This window comes from Samsonia erythrinae (assembly GCF_004342665.1).
Lineage (GTDB): Bacteria > Pseudomonadota > Gammaproteobacteria > Enterobacterales > Enterobacteriaceae > Samsonia > Samsonia erythrinae.
Map to the genome: position 1 here is coordinate 1 of NZ_SMBY01000016.1, position 15,516 is coordinate 15,516.

A 15,516-nucleotide genomic window follows, 5' to 3' on the forward strand; every position below is an offset into this window, starting at 1 on the left:
GGCTTTGAGTTTCTTCTCGTCCATATTCTGCCTGTCTCCGCTATTGGCGTGAACATATCAAAAACAGGCAATTACACAATTTAAATTACAGTCTCCATCACGTCAGTCCTTCATTTACTGTGTTCGCTGAGGTAAATAAGGTTCCAGCAGCGTTAGCAGCATCTGTAATGCCCCCTGATTTTGGTGCAACACTTCTACCGCGTGTCGACCATAGTAGAGGCGATAGTCTTCGTCAGCGAGTAGTTTCCCTACTTCTTTTCCAAGTGTGTCTGCATCCGTCACGGTAATCAGCCCGTCAGCCTGAGCTAGCTTGTTGCAGATGTCTTTGAAATTGAAAGTGTGTGGCCCCATCAATACTGGAATCGCATGCGCTGCCGCTTCTAACGGATTATGTCCGCCTCGTTCAACCAGACTCCCGCCGACAAAAGCCAGATCGGCGATGCCGTACAACAGCATCAGCTCACCCATGGTATCTCCGATGACCACTTGAGTGTTTGCAGAAGGCAGTTCGCCACTGCTGCGTAGCGTGTAGGTGAATCCCAGATTTTCTGTCAATGCCTGCGTGGTGGAGAAACGTTCCGGGTGGCGGGGCACAAGAATCAGTAATAAGTCAGGATAAGTGGCCAGTAACTGCCGGTGAGCGGCCAGAACGATCGCTTCTTCACCTTCGTGCGTACTGGTGGCTATCCAGACCGGGCGATGCGGCGCCCATTGCCGGCGTAACGTCACGGCTCGGGCTGCCAGCTCCGGCGTCACGGAAATATCAAATTTGAGACTGCCTGTCACTTTCAGGCTGGAGCGCTTCAGGCCCAGATCGATAAATCGATTCCCATCTTCCTGATTTTGTGCAGCGACGAGGGTGATTCGCTGCAGGATATGCCGCATTAACTTCCCGATCTTTTTATAACCTGCGGCGGAGCGTTCCGACAGCCGGGCATTTGCAATGACCAGTGGAATCTCACGTTTATGCAACTCAGCGATCAGATTGGGCCATAATTCGGTTTCCATAATGATGACGATCTTCGGCCGCACCTGATCAAAGAAACGTTTCAGAGCGCAGGGTAAATCGTAGGGCAGATAAACGTGATCGACGGTATCGCCAAAAGCGGAGCGCACACGCTCGGACCCCGTTGGCGTCATGGTGGTAACGGTGATCGGCAAATTGGGGTAACGATGGCGCAGTGCTCTGACCAAAGGGATGGCAGCCAGCGTTTCGCCTACCGATACGGAATGCAGCATGATGCCATCAGGATTCACCTTCTCTGCACAAAAACCGTAGCGTTCACCCCAGCGCCGACGATAGGCTGGCGCCTTGCGGCCACGAAGCCACAGACGAAGCCAAATCAACGGCTGGATGAGGTACAGAATGAAGGTGTAGAGAGTTTGTAACATAATATCTACTATTATTAGTTATCGCTGGGGTAATTTTATCGGGTTCGTGGGGATAAGGCTATGGTTTGTTATATAAAGACTTTTATCAAAATATAGAATACGATTTTATATTTTTTTTCTGTATTAACTTCATTTTTATTTTATTGAAAAAACGATTTTTTTTCATTTTAAAAGGGAAGCTCTTTTTTATTTCTTTTTTTTTGCCACTATTTTTTTTAATTATTGATTCAGAAAATCTTAAATCACCGATCTCTGATTGAATAGAATGATCGCTAAGGTCTATACAATGAGGAATGACACCACGTAAGTTTATTATTCCATATTCTTTGAAAAGAAACCAATGATCTGCAATAGACCATGCTGGATAAAGGAATTTATATAAACTATGAGCGGCTGAGTTGTTTATGACATATCCGTGAGCAAGCGTTCCTGTCAGTCCATCGTATATATTATAAATTTTGTTAATTTGCTTTTTTTTGATATCAATGTATTTTGATATTGGAGACAATAATGTCACAGTAGGCTCCAACTCCTCTTCCTTTCCTAGGAAATTTACGACATCGACAATACCTTGACCTAGTAGAGCGTCATCTTCCAATATTAATGCTATTTTAATGTTTTCATCTATCATTTTTTTGTAGATAAAAATATGACTTAATGCACATCCTAATTCACCTGGTGTATTTAAAAGAGATATGGGAGCGAGGTGTTTTTTTTTATCCTCTTCTGTAAGAGCGCTTCCTCTTATTGCAGGGAAAAATTCAAAGTCAATATTTAAATCAGAACACTGTTTTATCATGTGCTCTCTTCTTTGGTGATTTTCTTTTAGATTGATAATAAATGTTTTCATAAATACACCAAAATAACTTAAGGTTAATGAAATATTCCCACAGGAACAATTTTTATAAAATAGATAATCTCTCTTACCAGTTGGTTATTCTTTTTTTTAATCGAAAATACTCCCTTATTATTTTCCCACGAATGCTCTTTTTCATGTAATACTTTAAGGCGTAGATTTTGTGGCTTTCATCTGCGGCTCTTATAATATATTTTTTATAATCGATGGGTTCAATTCCTGAAACTATTTCTATGGATAAATCAACAAAGCAGTCAATGAGATATTTTTTGCGAGACTCAAAAAGATGAAGGAAGGAGTTATTGTATATTGTAAATAATCCATAGATATATTTATCACCTAATAACCATTTTGGTACCGCTGAGTGAGAGGGATACGCCATTTCTATGTTAATACCTTTTTGTGCCGCAATTGATGTCATACGGCCTCCAACATCGAAATTCTCATCTGCTTGCAGTGATGGGCATCCTAACGATTGCCAGGTTTTAGCTTTGATTGCACAGAACATAGGAGCTGCATATATATAACGATAATCGATATGGTTGGCTGATTGAGCACATCCAAAAATACCACCATTATCTGCTATAGCTATCGCTTTTTGTACGGCTTCTAAGTTCAGTGGAATACAATCAATATCGACGATAATGATAATTTCATTTTCTTCTGCTGAATTTAAAACCTCTTCAATCCATAACCCATGATCCATACCATGACGATGATGTTGTTCAATTTTAAATCCAAATGATTCAAAAACTTTTCGTTGTGCATCAACTAATCTGAGATCTATATTATCCCAATAAAAAGAATATATTTTTATATTCTCATTTTTAAATTTATTTGATTTTTTCAACTGCTATCCTCTAAATATTATTAGATTTCATAGCTAAATCTTCATGTATTTTATTTCTTTATTAAGTAATTTAATCTACTGATTATCGATGATATTAATTTCCTCTTTCTGAATTCATGTTTTGATTTTTTCTTCCATTGTAGTGGCGTGTTTGCACCAATAAGGGGGATGTCACACCAGGTTGACTGGTTGTAAGCATGAGTGAAATAAATTGTAGAAGGATATTGACCCCATTCATTCCAGGGTTTCGTCGTGCCGACATAATGGATAAAAACACTTTCATCGTTAATTATTTCTTTGTAATCTTGGTGTGTTTTATCTTTCAGTTCACTTTTGATGCTGTAGATACAGTTGAATTTACGAGGTAGAATATAATTTTCATTTATAAGTAAAATATTTAATGCATCTTGATCTGGGTATTTTAAGTTTTTATTTTTTAATATGAATGAAATAACTTTATATGTTAGTTTTTTTAGATTCCAGTTTTTTAAATTCACTAACATAACACCAGAGTTAAAATAAACCCCATTAAGTTCTGGGGTATTTAATCTTTCAACTGCTTTTGGCTGCATTTCTTCTATATCTGGAACAACAGCACAGGTGTAACTATCCAGATTTAAATCATGGAGTTCATTGATACTTCCTTTACATATTATATCTGCATCGAGATATAATAATTTTTCAATGTCTTTTCCGAGATAATCGAATGCAATGAGACGATAGTAAGCTGAATACGGCCAGTTTTTGGTAGGGAGTTTTTCTAGTGGTTTATTATCAATATGATATATTGTGATATCAATATGAAATCTCTCTGCCATTCTTTTAAATCTGAGCGTTTTTTCATTATCAATACTATCAGTAAAAATATGTAGATAAATAGTAATATTGTTATTTATTAATAATGATGTAGAGGAAATAGCCGCTCCAAATAAGAAGTTATCATCAACGCCGTATGCTACGTGTAATTTTTTTTCTTCTAAACGTTCTTTTTCAGAGTAATGTAAATCTATTTTATTTTTTACGATATTCTCTTTAAAGTACATGGTATTTTAATACCTTAATAGTTAAATGTTTTTCTTATAAAATAGTGAAGATAACTCTTTAAACCGGAGATTATTTCCCCATTATGGAGATTATGTTTTGCACGATAGCGTAGTTGGCTTGTGGAATGTGCTTTTAATAAATTACAGCCTGACCAGGGAGAGTTTTGTTTTGCTTCTTGAAAAAAATTTGAGCAAATATAATTACGGGCCCAATCATGCCACGGCTTAGTTGGTCCTATATAATGAATTAAAATAGCGTTTTGTAAAATTGAAAGTTTATTATTTTTTGTTTTTTTCAACTCGTAATTTATGCTATATTGTGCATTATAAACCTTTCCTAAGAAAACAGTCCTTTCCACTAAAAGGATGTTTAGTATGTCCTGATCTAGAAAAGATATTTTTCTCTGGATTTCATCATTTGAAAGAAGCCTCATGGCCGAGGTGCTAATATCTTCTTTCCCCCACTGAGTAATGTTTATAAGTAGAAAACCAGCATTAAAATAGCCGTTACTTATTTTTTCATCGTCTAATGCTGTCGCACGTTTATCCCACCACTCTTTTTCGCCTTCAGTCACCACAGCAGCAATATGATCCCCTAGCTGAAAATCAGCTAAAGAAGATAGTTTACCTTTACAGATTATATCTGCGTCTAAATAAAGTAGAGTTTCTAACTCTCCATAGAAAAAATCAGCAATGATAAATCTGAAATATGTCGCGTAGGACCAGTTTTTTGTACTGGGAAGTGATTTTAATTCTTCACAATTAACAATATAAATTATAATTTGAGTATTATACTGTTGGCATAATTCTTTAAATTCGGTTATGTCTTTTTTGGTGAACTCATCAGTAAAAATATGAAATGTAAATTCCATATCCTTGTTATTCATTAAAATTGAGGCGATGGATATCCCGCAACCAAATATAAAGTTTTTATCGATGCCGTAAGAAATATGAAAAGTGCTATGGTTCTTAGGTAATGTTCCAGACTCATTGAGTACGGTCTTACTATTTATAACTGAATTTTTATTAAAATACATATTTAGGCACTCTTATCTAGGGGAGTGTTTTTATGGTGAAGAGAAATATTTATGGTGAATTTTTTATAGTAAGTTTCGTCATAAAACGTTTCTATAGATGATTTTATCTGTGCTGCTGAAGGCATGGGATCCTGTTCGACAATCGCTTGCAGTGCATTACGAAGGGAATCGACGGAGCCCGTCGGATAAAGTTGCCCATTTACGCCATTTTTGATGATATCCGCAGGTCCGGCGGGACAATCACTACTGACACAATAGATGCCATAAGACATGGCTTCGGCTAAAACCATTCCAAATCCTTCAAAGGAAGAGGTTAATAATAGAGCAGTTACGGCAGGTATATACTGTTGAACATATTCCCATGGTTTTTCTTGCCACCCGTGCCAGTGTAAATGATCCGTAATACCCAGTTGTTGCGCGTAGGACTGGCACACGTTGGCATCGGAACCATCACCGATAAAATGGCATTCCCAATCGCCGTCCAGCCCAGAAAAAGCATCCAACATATCTTTGAGACGCTTCTGCCCCTCAAACTTCAGACGCCCTATATAGATAAACACGGCTTTTTTCGCTGGACGCGGGATGGTGATGCTCTGTGGCGTAACCGGGTTGAAAACAACAGAAATGCGATCGGAAGGCACGCCACGTTTTATTAATTGCTGCTTAATACCGGAACTGATGGCCAGATGGTGATCTGCCACTAATACCTGTTCTGAATGCTTTTTATGGTCAAGCGAGTAGTGCATCCAGGAAATCAGCGGTACTGTTTTTTTACTCCTCCGAATCGCCTGTGCCGCGATGCGGCAAGAGGGGGAGTCAAAGGCGATAACCGTATCGGGTTGGTCTTGCTTTATAAAGCGTGCCAATGCGCTGGCATGACTCAGACGGCGAAGAAACGAGATCTTAATAGGTGAGCGATAGCAAACGTAGCGTTTCCCCGCCAGCCATGTTTTATCCATGCGGTCATCGCGACATAGAAAATATAAGGTGTAACTGTTTTTGGCTTCGCGATCTTCTTCCAGAAAGCGGGTCACTTTTTTCAGTACGGTTTCAATACCGCCGAATCCGGATGTGGCTTCACCAACAAAAAGTATATTCATAGAATAGTATGGGCTCAGGTTATAACGCTTTGCGTTCCGTTCTCTCGCGAATTTTTTCTGCTTTAATGTTTGCTTCACGAAATAGGGGGTGTTCCTGACGCAGCGTGGTGCGCAACGATTGACGATCAAAGTAGATCTTCAGGAAATACAGACGATCTTTTGCCGTCAAACCAATATTCAAAGTCGAAAAATAAAGGCCGATAAGATCCTTATTCCGCCAGCGCAGGGGAACGCGCTCGCGGATTTGTGCCCGGTGTAAGTCAATCACTGAAATTTTAAATTGTGTATCCGCTGGCTGATACGGCAAGTGCAGTAAAAAATGACAAATATAACAATCCCGGTGATTGACGCCGCCCGCGTGCATGTCACGTACCATTTCCGCAACGCGACGGATCAGACGGCGTTTCTCTTTTATCGTCGGGGGATTATCTAACCAGGCTGCGCAGTAATCTTCCAGGCTGATCGTCGGATTGAGATCTTCCGTAATAATGAAGGAATGGCGGCGCAGCGGGTTGATGCCCCGTTGCCCGAAACCGACCCCTTTCATTGTATCCACCCCTAATTCTGTCAGGCGGTGGATCGCTTTCCATTCTCGATCGGCACCGAGCACGGGGAGTCTGAATGACACTAAATTTTTCAGCGCTTCTTTGAGCGCTGTGCCACGATGTATTTTGATAAAATAGGAATGTTCTTTCAGCGTAAAACGTAACGTGCGACGGCTTTCCAATGCGCGAAATACTTCGCCGTCCAATTTTTCCACCTCAACGAAGGGATCTTTATTTTTCCACAAAGAGGTGAAGGGTTCGCGTAATTCGATCATATTTGCTCACCTGTAATCAGGGCAGCGGCTTTTTCTGGCAGGCTGTAAATATCCGCGGTATCGGCAAAATGGCGAGCATTCTTCGCCCATTGCGATAGCGTATCCGGCTGGCTCAGCGTATCGTGCAAGGCACCGTTCAGTGTGTTTTGGCTGAAGGGCGAAGGGATAACGCGTCCGGCCTGTGCTTTATCAATATAAAAGGCGTAACCGCAGACGTCGGTGACAAATACCGGTAGTCCTGCTGCGATGGCCTCAAGTAAGACGATGCCGGCAGCCTCCTGATGGGCCGGGTGCATTAACAAATCCGCCGCGGCCATAAAATCGGGAATATCATTGCGCCCCGCGAAAAAGCGCACCTGTTTCCCTATCCCCTGTTTTTCCGCAACAGAGTGGAAATAGTCAGGTTTATCCTGGCCGACCACCAGAAAAACCAGATTTTCACGTAAGTGCGCTGGCAAGCTGGCAATGGCTATAATGCTGCGCTCCACGCCCTTGCGTTTAAAATCGGAGCCGACCTGAAGCAGGACGATAGCATTGTCGTCGATGCCTTGCGCACGGCGAAAGATTTGTCGAACGTCAGGTGCTTGGCAGTCGTATTTTCTGTCGAGGGCGATGCCCGGTGGCAGAATAAAAAAGCGCTCGTCTTGTGTGTTGTAGTGCTTTTTGAAATCTGCGATTTGGCGCTGCGTTAGCATGAGCATTTTTGTACTGCTATCACGCTTGAATACGGCTTTTTCAAAGGCGGCATAGTGCTTATATCGTGGTGTCAGGCGATAAAAAAAACCTTTCTCCCGCTCGACTTTTTCCGCGTAACACACGTCGGCAGCGTAATAAAAATCCAGTCCCGGCATTTTATTAAAACCGACCACGCGATCGACAGGATGTTGTTGGAGGTGATGTTGAACCCATTGACTATAACGTTGATTACGTAGGTTATTGCTCATGCCTGATACGGGAACGAAAATAATCTCAAGGTTATCTGGCTGTTCACCTTGCCATGACAAGACATAAACGCGGACATGGTGCCCTAGCTTTACGCAAGCCTGCGCAATACTGTAAAAGTCGCGTTGCAGTCCACCGAAAGGGAAATACTTATACAGGCAGATGGCAATATTCATTGCGCTTCCTCGTGTGCAGAACGACCTGCCAATAGGCTATTTACCGCTTGAATGACGTCTTGTGCAGGGATGCAGGAAAGGTATTTTTGATTTCTATCGAGATTTTTTCTTTCCGGCATCGGCTGATAGTCTCCGGCCCAAATCACAACGCTGTTATCAGACCATGGTCGCCATTTTTTATGGTCCGTCGGCCCAAATAAACACACCAGCGGCGTATCGAGTGCGGCAGCCATATGCATTGGTGCAGAATCAACACCGATGTAAAGCGCGGCGTTATCAATAAGCGCAGCCAGTTCTAAAAAACTGGTTTTACCCGCTAATAAGGTATTCGGTTGATGAGTGCATTGGGCGCAAATATCTTGTACAACCTTGAGATCTTCCTGAGAAGGGCCACAAGTTAGAACAACGTCTAACCCTCTCTCTTTCAAATAATCAATGACGACTGCAAACTTGTCGGTATCCCAGCATTTGAAACCCTGCCTTGCCGTTGGCTGGATGACGATGTAGGTTTGTTGGCGTAGTTGTGGGGCAATGCTGAATACATGTTCCGCATCCTCCATATTGTAATAGAGCGACATGCGATCTTTGGGCTGGGCATCAGAAAGGCCGAGTGGGGCAAGTATCGAGCGATTTTGCTCAATGATGTGTAGTCCTTGTGGACTGACGCAATCACTGAAAAATAAACGCCATATTTTGCCTTTAAAACTATTCCCGCGATCGAGAGTAATGCTACGCCCACCTAATGATTTAACTAACAACGCAATAGGCCACTGGTCAGCAAGATTAACGATCAGATCGTAATTGTTTTTCTTAAGCGTTTTTTGCATCGCTGCGAAATCTTTGATCTTTTCCGATAGCGTTGCTGTTTTTCTCTTGAGCCCGTAAAGATGGTGTATTTCTGGATTGGCAGAGAGAATCGGCATCGTATCCTGATACAGTAATACGTCGATTTTAGCGTCAGGATAATTGGCTTTCAGCGTGCTGATGAGCGGAGTAGTCAGCAGCATATCGCCATGAAAGCGTAATTTTATAATTAAAATTCCTGATGGGTTTTTATGAACCATTTTCACAGTAATCTCTTTCTTATTTTTTATCCATTAATAAATAACATGTTTAATTTTCATGATGCTTTTTTTGTTTGGCTAAGGTGATGCTAAGACAAAAAATAATAATCCATATGGCAGTCGGACTTTTCCCATAAAAAATCACATCGCTTAGCCCATAAATTATTAGAGAAAGTGACAATGCCGTGACAGCATAATCTTTTATAATAAATAGAGAAAAATAGAACAAAGAATAATAAAAAAATAAAATAATTATACCGCCGAAGATCCCCTTTAGTGAAAGGGACTCAATGAAATCATTATGTAAATGGATGCCTGTGTACGGACTTGCTCCAGCAAGTGAAGGATCTTTTTCAATTTGCTCTTTTATATTGATCTCTCTTGACTCTGCAGATTGTCCCATCGGGGCATTTAGAAAACTGTATACGCCACTTTTATACATAGCTAAGCGCGCACCAACAGAAGAAGAACTGTTTTGTTGATTGTATTTTTGAAGATCAGAAAGAAGTTCTTCGGTTCTTGATGACACTGTTTTGTTGCATAGAATCAAACTAAAAAATGTAACTGCTATAAAAATAGATATTAATTTGTAGTCAATTTTTTTATCTTTAAGAATGAACGGGAAAAGAGTGATAATATTTAGTACTGGATAGGCGAGAATAGCTGCACGAGTTCCAGTTGTTACTATTAATATAAAAAAGACACTATGGTTTAGAAAATAGAAGAGTAATTTTTTTCTACCGGAGTTTAATAAAATTAACTGAGATAACAGAATCCCTATAAAACTTAATATATAAGCAGAACTGGTGGCTACGTTGTTTGAGATAGTAAATCTGGCAGCCTCTGTAAAAGTAGAATAATAATATATTATAAGTATAGCAGGGATGCTGTAAATTAAAACATACATTTTCCTAAAAATTGTTTCCTTTAATGAGGAAGTTATGGTGAATAAAAAAATTGATGACCCAAGGAATAATATCTTTGTAACATTATGATAGGAGTAATATAAGCCTATTAACTCACTACTCTCAGAGCGATATGTTTTTTCCCATATAAAATTTATCGTACTTAATAAAATAATACTTAGAGGTAGTATGATCCTTGCTTGTTTTAAATTATCTATTTTGACTATAAATAAAATAGACAAAAGGGTAATTATACCAATGGTATTAAATATTTTAACAGATAGCTTAAGATCAAAAATCATCGTAATTAACGAAGTAATAAGACCTATGTATACAATTATGGAGAGAATTTCTTTTTTATTTGAATTGTGTAATATATTCATATTTTCTAATGGTTTTTTATTTTACTCTGACACCAACATTTGGCATGCCCCGGATTATATAAATGTATATATACCCTGAATAATTCGAGTTGCGTGAAGGCGGCAACCGAGCGAATCACTAGGAGCTTACTCAGGTAAGTGACTGGAGTGAGTAAGGGCAGCCAGCGCTCAAGCAGCTTGAAGTATGACGGGGTAGCTGCCACTCATTATTTTGTCCACAATATCATGTGCAATGTTAATAATTTCTATATGTGAACATAGTTTACTTCAATGTGTCATACCGTCTTTTAGGTTTGGATAAGCTATCGCGGGATTTTAATTAGAATGCTTAAGCAAACATTCAATAATTTTTTGAATACCATAAAGGTACATTGTATGAGAAATTAGCGTAACTCCTCCGTGATTGTGGTAGAAATCATATTTTTTATATTAAAATCAGGGTGTTATTTATTTTTTCGCAATGCTACCGCCCCTGGCTCGACAGCTACCAGTTAACTGCACTGCTCCGTATGGCTTGCCCAATGGCTTGGGTCTGCCAATTTTCCCGCTATGGTACTAAAACCCGTCCCCCTCTCACAGAGGGAAATATCCGCGTCACACGCTTATTATAACAGGGTTAATCTGTCAGCCATTTCCCGGTCAGGGTTGTGCCAAGGCAAAATGTCATCAGCCACGCAATCAGCATGTCTCGCGAATAGAGAATGACATCGCTAAGCCCATACATCAGCAAAGCAAAAAGCAATGCGGCGGAAAGATGGCTTCGTAGAACGAAAAATGAAAAATAAAATAAGGCGGCGTAGAACAATATGAGCAATATCGCACCCGGCAGCCCTTTCAGGGAAAAGGCATCAATCACTTCATTATGAAGATGGACATTCAGATATTCCACGGCGCCTGCTAAGTTCGGTTTTTGTTCCGCTTGTGCCACGATCCGTTCGGCACGCTGTTCGGCAGATTGTCCGAGCAGCGCTTCTTCTCCTGCCTCAACACCGGATTGGTACATCGCGATCCGAGCACCGACTGATGTTCTGCTGTTGTTCATGCTGTAGCTGTGTACGTCGTTGATCAGGTCGTTGATTCGCTGATGAATCGTCTCCTGAAAAAGGAATGAACATAAAAGAAGCGTGGCGGCTGAACCGATGAATGCTTTGATGAACAAACGCTTATTGTGCCTGACTTCTGACAATAAAATCTTTGCGCCAACAATAGGATAGACGAATATGGCTGCCCGGGTTTCCGTCAGGAGGATCGCGGCAGTCACGAATAGAAAATGCCCCAGATAGAGGTAATACTTGTAGGATGAATCAAGCTTCAGCAGCGCCTGTGCGCTTAACGCACCCAGAAAGGTAAGAAAATAGGCCGCGCTGGTCGCGGTACCAAATACCAATCCGATACGGTGTACCCCACTGAACAAGGACTGGTAGAACGCATAGCCCAGTACCACCACACAGATGACGATAATGTAAAAGGGCGGCTGCTTTTGCTTTTTTTGCGAGACATGCAGGGCTGTCAGCAGGATGAATGCGCCCAGAATACCCGCATGTGCGGATGTTCTGTAGGCGTTATACACGTAAGGGAAAAGGCTATCGGGTTGATAATAGTGGTGATACCAAATGAGATTGGTTAAGCCGATAGCCAGCAGGCAAAGAGGTATCAATAATAGCCGTTTAGCAGCGATTACGGCTCTCAGGTGTGTCACCACATAGAAAACGGATAGCGAACCGGTGAGATAAAAAAGCCATCCGGCAAGAATGCTACTAAATGGCATGACGGCTAATGTGAGTAAACAGCCCGGGAAGACGGCTTTAAGCGCGACAGCCGAGCTGATGCTGGGCGTTTTGCCCAGTTCGTACCTTAATTCATTAAGCATGTATTTATTCATTAAGCATGTATTTGTTCACAGTCGGGAGCGATATCACTCGCCTGATGCAGATAATTCTATCAGCTTCTCTAATTTCTGATGGACGAGGCTAGCGGGAATCGTCTCCATTTTCTGGCTTTCAGACATTTCCACCACCTGATTCATTCCGTAGCCACCAATCAACCCGGGGTCGGTTGGCCCGTATAAGGTGATGTTCGGGCGATCGAGCGCCGCCGTCAGGTGGCTGAGCCCGGTATCGACGGAAACAACGGCGCTGGCGCCCGCGAGGACCTCGGCGACCTGTTGCAGCGTGAGGCGCGGCAAGACGTCAACGTGCGGAAAGCCTTCCGCCAGCCGCAACGCGCGCTGATGCTCATGTTCCGTGCCCCAGGGGAGCTTGATGCGTAATCCACGCGGTGCCAATAGGGCAATCAGTTCCCGCCAGTGTGCTTCCGGCCAGTGTTTCTCATCACGGGTTGTGGCGTGGAGAAATACCAGATAAGGGGTAGCGTCTTTGGCTGGTTGGGAGAGAAAACGCGAAGCAATGGCATAGTCCCCGCGTTCGGTGGGTTCCCGGTAGTTTAAACTGGCGGCGAACAGCTTTCGCACGCGCTCGACGGCGTGCTGCTGACGGCTGACGGGGTGGCGATAGTTGTAAAACCAGCTTGCCAGCGGCTCCCGGGCGCTCTTGCAATCCAGTCCGTGTTTCTTCCCGTTGGCGAGCCGCGTAACCAGCAGCGCGCTTTTAATCAGCCCCTGAGCGTCGATCACGGCATCGTAACGGTACTGGCGCAGTTGGTGCTTAAACGCCGCTCGTTCCCGACGAATCGGCGCGCTGAACCAGTTTTTGCGCCAGCGGCGTATCGCCACTGGGATCACGCGGGAAACCGCCGGGTGCCAACTGGGTATCTGCGCGAAACCCTCTTCAACCACCCAATCGAACTGGATGCCGGGAATCGCCTGCATCGCGTCGGTCAATGCGGGCAAGGTATGCAGCACATCACCCATTGACGACGTTTTCACGACCAGCACTCTCATGCGTCTGCTCCCGGCACCCGGTTTTCTCCCTGAACGAGACTTCCTTTATGAGCGAGGTAGTTATCCAGTACGCTGAGCACGCGTTCGGGCTGAATGTCGATCAAGCTCTGGTGATAGCCTTGCTCTGCATCCCCTTTGCGCACGCGGTGATAGCCGGTGATCAGACGAATCACCTCGGCCTGATGGGACAGCGGCGGCGTAAAATCGGGGCTGCTCGGGCCATAAAGCGCGACAAGCGGACGTTGAAGCGCTGCCGCGATGTGCATGAGACCAGAATCGTTACTGACCACGGCATGACAGGCGGCAATCAGCACGACCGCCTGTTCCAGTGAGGTTTTTCCCGCCAGATTGGCGCAATGCTGCCGCGCATCCTCCGTTAAGCCCCGCAGGATATCGTCACAGGCCGGACGGTCGTTAGCCGAACCGAACAAGGCTACCTGATAGCCTCTGTCAATCAGCGTTTGCGCCAGCGCTGCATAGTGATAATGCGGCCAGCGTTTGGCCGGGCCGAATTCGGCGCCGGGACAAAAACCGACGATAGGGCGCGCATCGCTGAGGGAAAAAGCCTGCGTCATGTCCGCCATTTCGGTTTGATTAACCTGTAGTTGCGGCCAAAGCAGCGGCTGCGGCAAATCCTCGGCCCGGCGGATACGGCTACGGTCGTAGGCCAGTGCGACATAGCGCTGTACCATCAGCGGGAACGCCGTCTTATCCAGCACGCGTAAGTCGTTCAGCAGCCCGTAACGCATTTCGCCACGCCAGCCAATACGCTGCGGGATGTTGGCAAAAAAAGGCACCAGCGCGGATTTAAACGAGTTAGGCAACACGTAAGCGCGGTCATAGCCTGTATCGCGCAGGGAAACGCCAAGACGGCGACGTTCACCCAACGCCAGCGCGCCGTGTCCCAACGGCATGGCTAACGCCTGATTCACTTCCGGCATCCGCGCCAACAGCGGGCGACACCACGCCGGGGCCATCACGTCAATGACGGCCTCCGGATGTTCAGCCTTCAGTGTGCGATACAGACTGTGCGACATCATCATATCGCCGACCCATGAAGGGCCAATGACCAAAATTTTCATACCGCTTACGAATCCTTATCCGATTAAACGGTACGGTTCAGCCAGGCCATATACTCCGCCACGCCTTCGGCGACGGTTTTGAACGGCTTGTCATAGCCTGCCGCGCGCAGTTTAGTGAGATCGGCCTGCGTATAGGCCTGATAGCGGCCTTTCAGCTTCTCAGGAAACTCGATGTATTCCACGCTGCCTTTTTTATGGAACGCCAGCGTGGCGTCGGCGATAGCCTGGAAGGATTCTGCGCGACCCGTGCCGCAGTTGAAAATGCCGGAAGCCCCGTTCTGCCAGAACCACAGATTAACGGCAGCCACATCACCGACGTAGATAAAGTCACGTTTGAAGTTCTCGCTGCCGGAAAACAGCTTCGGATTTTCGCCCTGATTGATCTGGTTATTCAGGTGAAATGCCACGCTCGCCATACTGCCTTTGTGGCCTTCTCTCGGTCCGTAGACATTGAAATAACGGAAGCCGCAGATCTGCGATTCTGCTTGCGGCAGAATCTCACGCACATACTGATCGAACAGGAACTTGGAGTAGCCATAGACGTTCAGCGGCTGCTCGTATTGACGCTCTTCGATAAAGTTATCGTTGCGGCCGCCATAGGTGGCGGCGGAAGAGGCGTACAGGAATGGAATACTGCGATCGAGGCAGTAGTGCAGCACGTCTTTGGAGTACTGATAGTTGTTGTCCATCATGTACTTGCCATCCCACTCGGTAGTCGAAGAGCAGGCGCCTTCATGGAAGACGGCATCGATGTCGCCCAGATCGTCGCCTGCAACGATGCTGGCGATAAAGTCTTCCTTATCCATGTAATCCGCGATATCCAGATCGACCAGATTGACGAACTTGGTGCCGTCTTTCAGGTTATCGACCACCAGAATGTCCCGGTAGCCGATGTCGTTCAGAGATTTTACGATATTGCTGCCGATAAAACCGGCACCGCCAGTAACGATAATCATGGGCGTGACCT

General features: G+C 44.0%; 14 protein-coding genes. All 14 read right to left on the reverse strand.

All coding sequences use genetic code 11. From position 1 onward, the window contains the following. Nucleotides 1–114: 114 nt before the first annotated feature. The gene (gene waaA / locus EDC54_RS16590; RefSeq protein ID WP_132458920.1) at nt 115–1,392 is read right to left on the reverse strand and encodes a lipid IV(A) 3-deoxy-D-manno-octulosonic acid transferase; all 1,278 of its coding nucleotides are present in this window, start codon (nt 1,390–1,392) and stop codon (nt 115–117) included. 85 nt (nt 1,393–1,477) lie between these two features. Then, on the reverse strand, nt 1,478–2,242 hold the full coding sequence (locus EDC54_RS16595; RefSeq protein WP_132458923.1) for a glycosyltransferase family 25 protein: 765 nt from the start codon (nt 2,240–2,242) through the stop codon (nt 1,478–1,480). Nucleotides 2,243–2,315: 73 nt separating this feature from the next. After that, nucleotides 2,316–3,098, reverse strand: a complete 783-nt coding sequence (locus EDC54_RS16600; RefSeq protein WP_132458926.1) for a hypothetical protein — start codon at nt 3,096–3,098, stop codon at nt 2,316–2,318. Between the two features lie 50 nt (nt 3,099–3,148). Further along, nucleotides 3,149–4,141 (reverse strand): glycosyltransferase family 8 protein, encoded by a 993-nt coding sequence (locus tag EDC54_RS16605; RefSeq protein ID WP_132458929.1) that lies wholly within the window; start codon nt 4,139–4,141, stop codon nt 3,149–3,151. Between the two features lie 14 nt (nt 4,142–4,155). Then, complete coding sequence (waaO, locus tag EDC54_RS16610) at nt 4,156–5,178, reverse strand: lipopolysaccharide 3-alpha-galactosyltransferase (RefSeq protein WP_132458932.1); 1,023 nt, start codon at nt 5,176–5,178, stop codon at nt 4,156–4,158. A gap of 2 nt (nt 5,179–5,180) precedes the next feature. Further along, nucleotides 5,181–6,278 (reverse strand): lipopolysaccharide 1,6-galactosyltransferase, encoded by a 1,098-nt coding sequence (waaB, locus tag EDC54_RS16615; protein ID WP_132458935.1) that lies wholly within the window; start codon nt 6,276–6,278, stop codon nt 5,181–5,183. A 19-nt stretch (nt 6,279–6,297) separates the two neighbouring features. Beyond that, complete coding sequence (rfaP, locus tag EDC54_RS16620) at nt 6,298–7,098, reverse strand: lipopolysaccharide core heptose(I) kinase RfaP (RefSeq protein WP_132458938.1); 801 nt, start codon at nt 7,096–7,098, stop codon at nt 6,298–6,300. Continuing rightward, complete coding sequence (locus tag EDC54_RS16625) at nt 7,095–8,216, reverse strand: glycosyltransferase family 4 protein (RefSeq protein ID WP_132458941.1); 1,122 nt, start codon at nt 8,214–8,216, stop codon at nt 7,095–7,097. The genes rfaP and EDC54_RS16625 overlap by 4 nt, the downstream gene beginning before the upstream one ends. After that, the gene (rfaQ, locus tag EDC54_RS16630) at nt 8,213–9,280 is read right to left on the reverse strand and encodes a lipopolysaccharide core heptosyltransferase RfaQ (RefSeq protein WP_132459077.1); all 1,068 of its coding nucleotides are present in this window, start codon (nt 9,278–9,280) and stop codon (nt 8,213–8,215) included. The genes EDC54_RS16625 and rfaQ overlap by 4 nt, the downstream gene beginning before the upstream one ends. A gap of 49 nt (nt 9,281–9,329) precedes the next feature. Continuing rightward, a complete protein-coding gene (locus EDC54_RS16635; protein ID WP_132458944.1) occupies nt 9,330–10,568 on the reverse strand; it encodes an O-antigen ligase family protein in 1,239 nt (412 codons plus the stop codon). 616 nt (nt 10,569–11,184) lie between these two features. After that, complete coding sequence (locus tag EDC54_RS16640; protein WP_132458947.1) at nt 11,185–12,438, reverse strand: O-antigen ligase family protein; 1,254 nt, start codon at nt 12,436–12,438, stop codon at nt 11,185–11,187. 45 nt (nt 12,439–12,483) lie between these two features. Then, the gene (gene rfaC / locus EDC54_RS16645; protein ID WP_132458950.1) at nt 12,484–13,467 is read right to left on the reverse strand and encodes a lipopolysaccharide heptosyltransferase RfaC; all 984 of its coding nucleotides are present in this window, start codon (nt 13,465–13,467) and stop codon (nt 12,484–12,486) included. Then, nucleotides 13,464–14,549: an ADP-heptose--LPS heptosyltransferase RfaF gene (gene rfaF / locus EDC54_RS16650; RefSeq protein ID WP_132458953.1), complete on the reverse strand. Its 1,086-nt coding sequence runs from the start codon at nt 14,547–14,549 to the stop codon at nt 13,464–13,466. The genes rfaC and rfaF overlap by 4 nt, the downstream gene beginning before the upstream one ends. Nucleotides 14,550–14,572: 23 nt before the next feature. Next, nucleotides 14,573–15,505, reverse strand: coding sequence for an ADP-glyceromanno-heptose 6-epimerase (rfaD, locus tag EDC54_RS16655; protein ID WP_132458956.1), 933 nt, complete (start codon nt 15,503–15,505; stop codon nt 14,573–14,575). Nucleotides 15,506–15,516 lie beyond the last annotated feature (11 nt).

What these genes read in the sequence shown, in the direction of transcription:
- waaA (WP_132458920.1), bottom strand. Translation starts at nt 1,392, where the DNA reads ATGTTACAAACTCTCTACACCTTCATTCTGTACCTCATCCAGCCGTTG.
- EDC54_RS16595 (WP_132458923.1), bottom strand. Translation starts at nt 2,242, where the DNA reads ATGAAAACATTTATTATCAATCTAAAAGAAAATCACCAAAGAAGAGAG.
- EDC54_RS16605 (WP_132458929.1), bottom strand. Translation starts at nt 4,141, where the DNA reads ATGTACTTTAAAGAGAATATCGTAAAAAATAAAATAGATTTACATTAC.
- waaO (WP_132458932.1), bottom strand. Translation starts at nt 5,178, where the DNA reads ATGTATTTTAATAAAAATTCAGTTATAAATAGTAAGACCGTACTCAAT.
- waaB (WP_132458935.1), bottom strand. Translation starts at nt 6,278, where the DNA reads ATGAATATACTTTTTGTTGGTGAAGCCACATCCGGATTCGGCGGTATT.
- rfaP (WP_132458938.1), bottom strand. Translation starts at nt 7,098, where the DNA reads ATGATCGAATTACGCGAACCCTTCACCTCTTTGTGGAAAAATAAAGAT.
- EDC54_RS16625 (WP_132458941.1), bottom strand. Translation starts at nt 8,216, where the DNA reads ATGAATATTGCCATCTGCCTGTATAAGTATTTCCCTTTCGGTGGACTG.
- rfaQ (WP_132459077.1), bottom strand. Translation starts at nt 9,280, where the DNA reads ATGGTTCATAAAAACCCATCAGGAATTTTAATTATAAAATTACGCTTT.
- EDC54_RS16635 (WP_132458944.1), bottom strand. Translation starts at nt 10,568, where the DNA reads ATGAATATATTACACAATTCAAATAAAAAAGAAATTCTCTCCATAATT.
- EDC54_RS16640 (WP_132458947.1), bottom strand. Translation starts at nt 12,438, where the DNA reads ATGCTTAATGAATTAAGGTACGAACTGGGCAAAACGCCCAGCATCAGC.
- rfaC (WP_132458950.1), bottom strand. Translation starts at nt 13,467, where the DNA reads ATGAGAGTGCTGGTCGTGAAAACGTCGTCAATGGGTGATGTGCTGCAT.
- rfaF (WP_132458953.1), bottom strand. Translation starts at nt 14,549, where the DNA reads ATGAAAATTTTGGTCATTGGCCCTTCATGGGTCGGCGATATGATGATG.
- rfaD (WP_132458956.1), bottom strand. Translation starts at nt 15,505, where the DNA reads ATGATTATCGTTACTGGCGGTGCCGGTTTTATCGGCAGCAATATCGTA.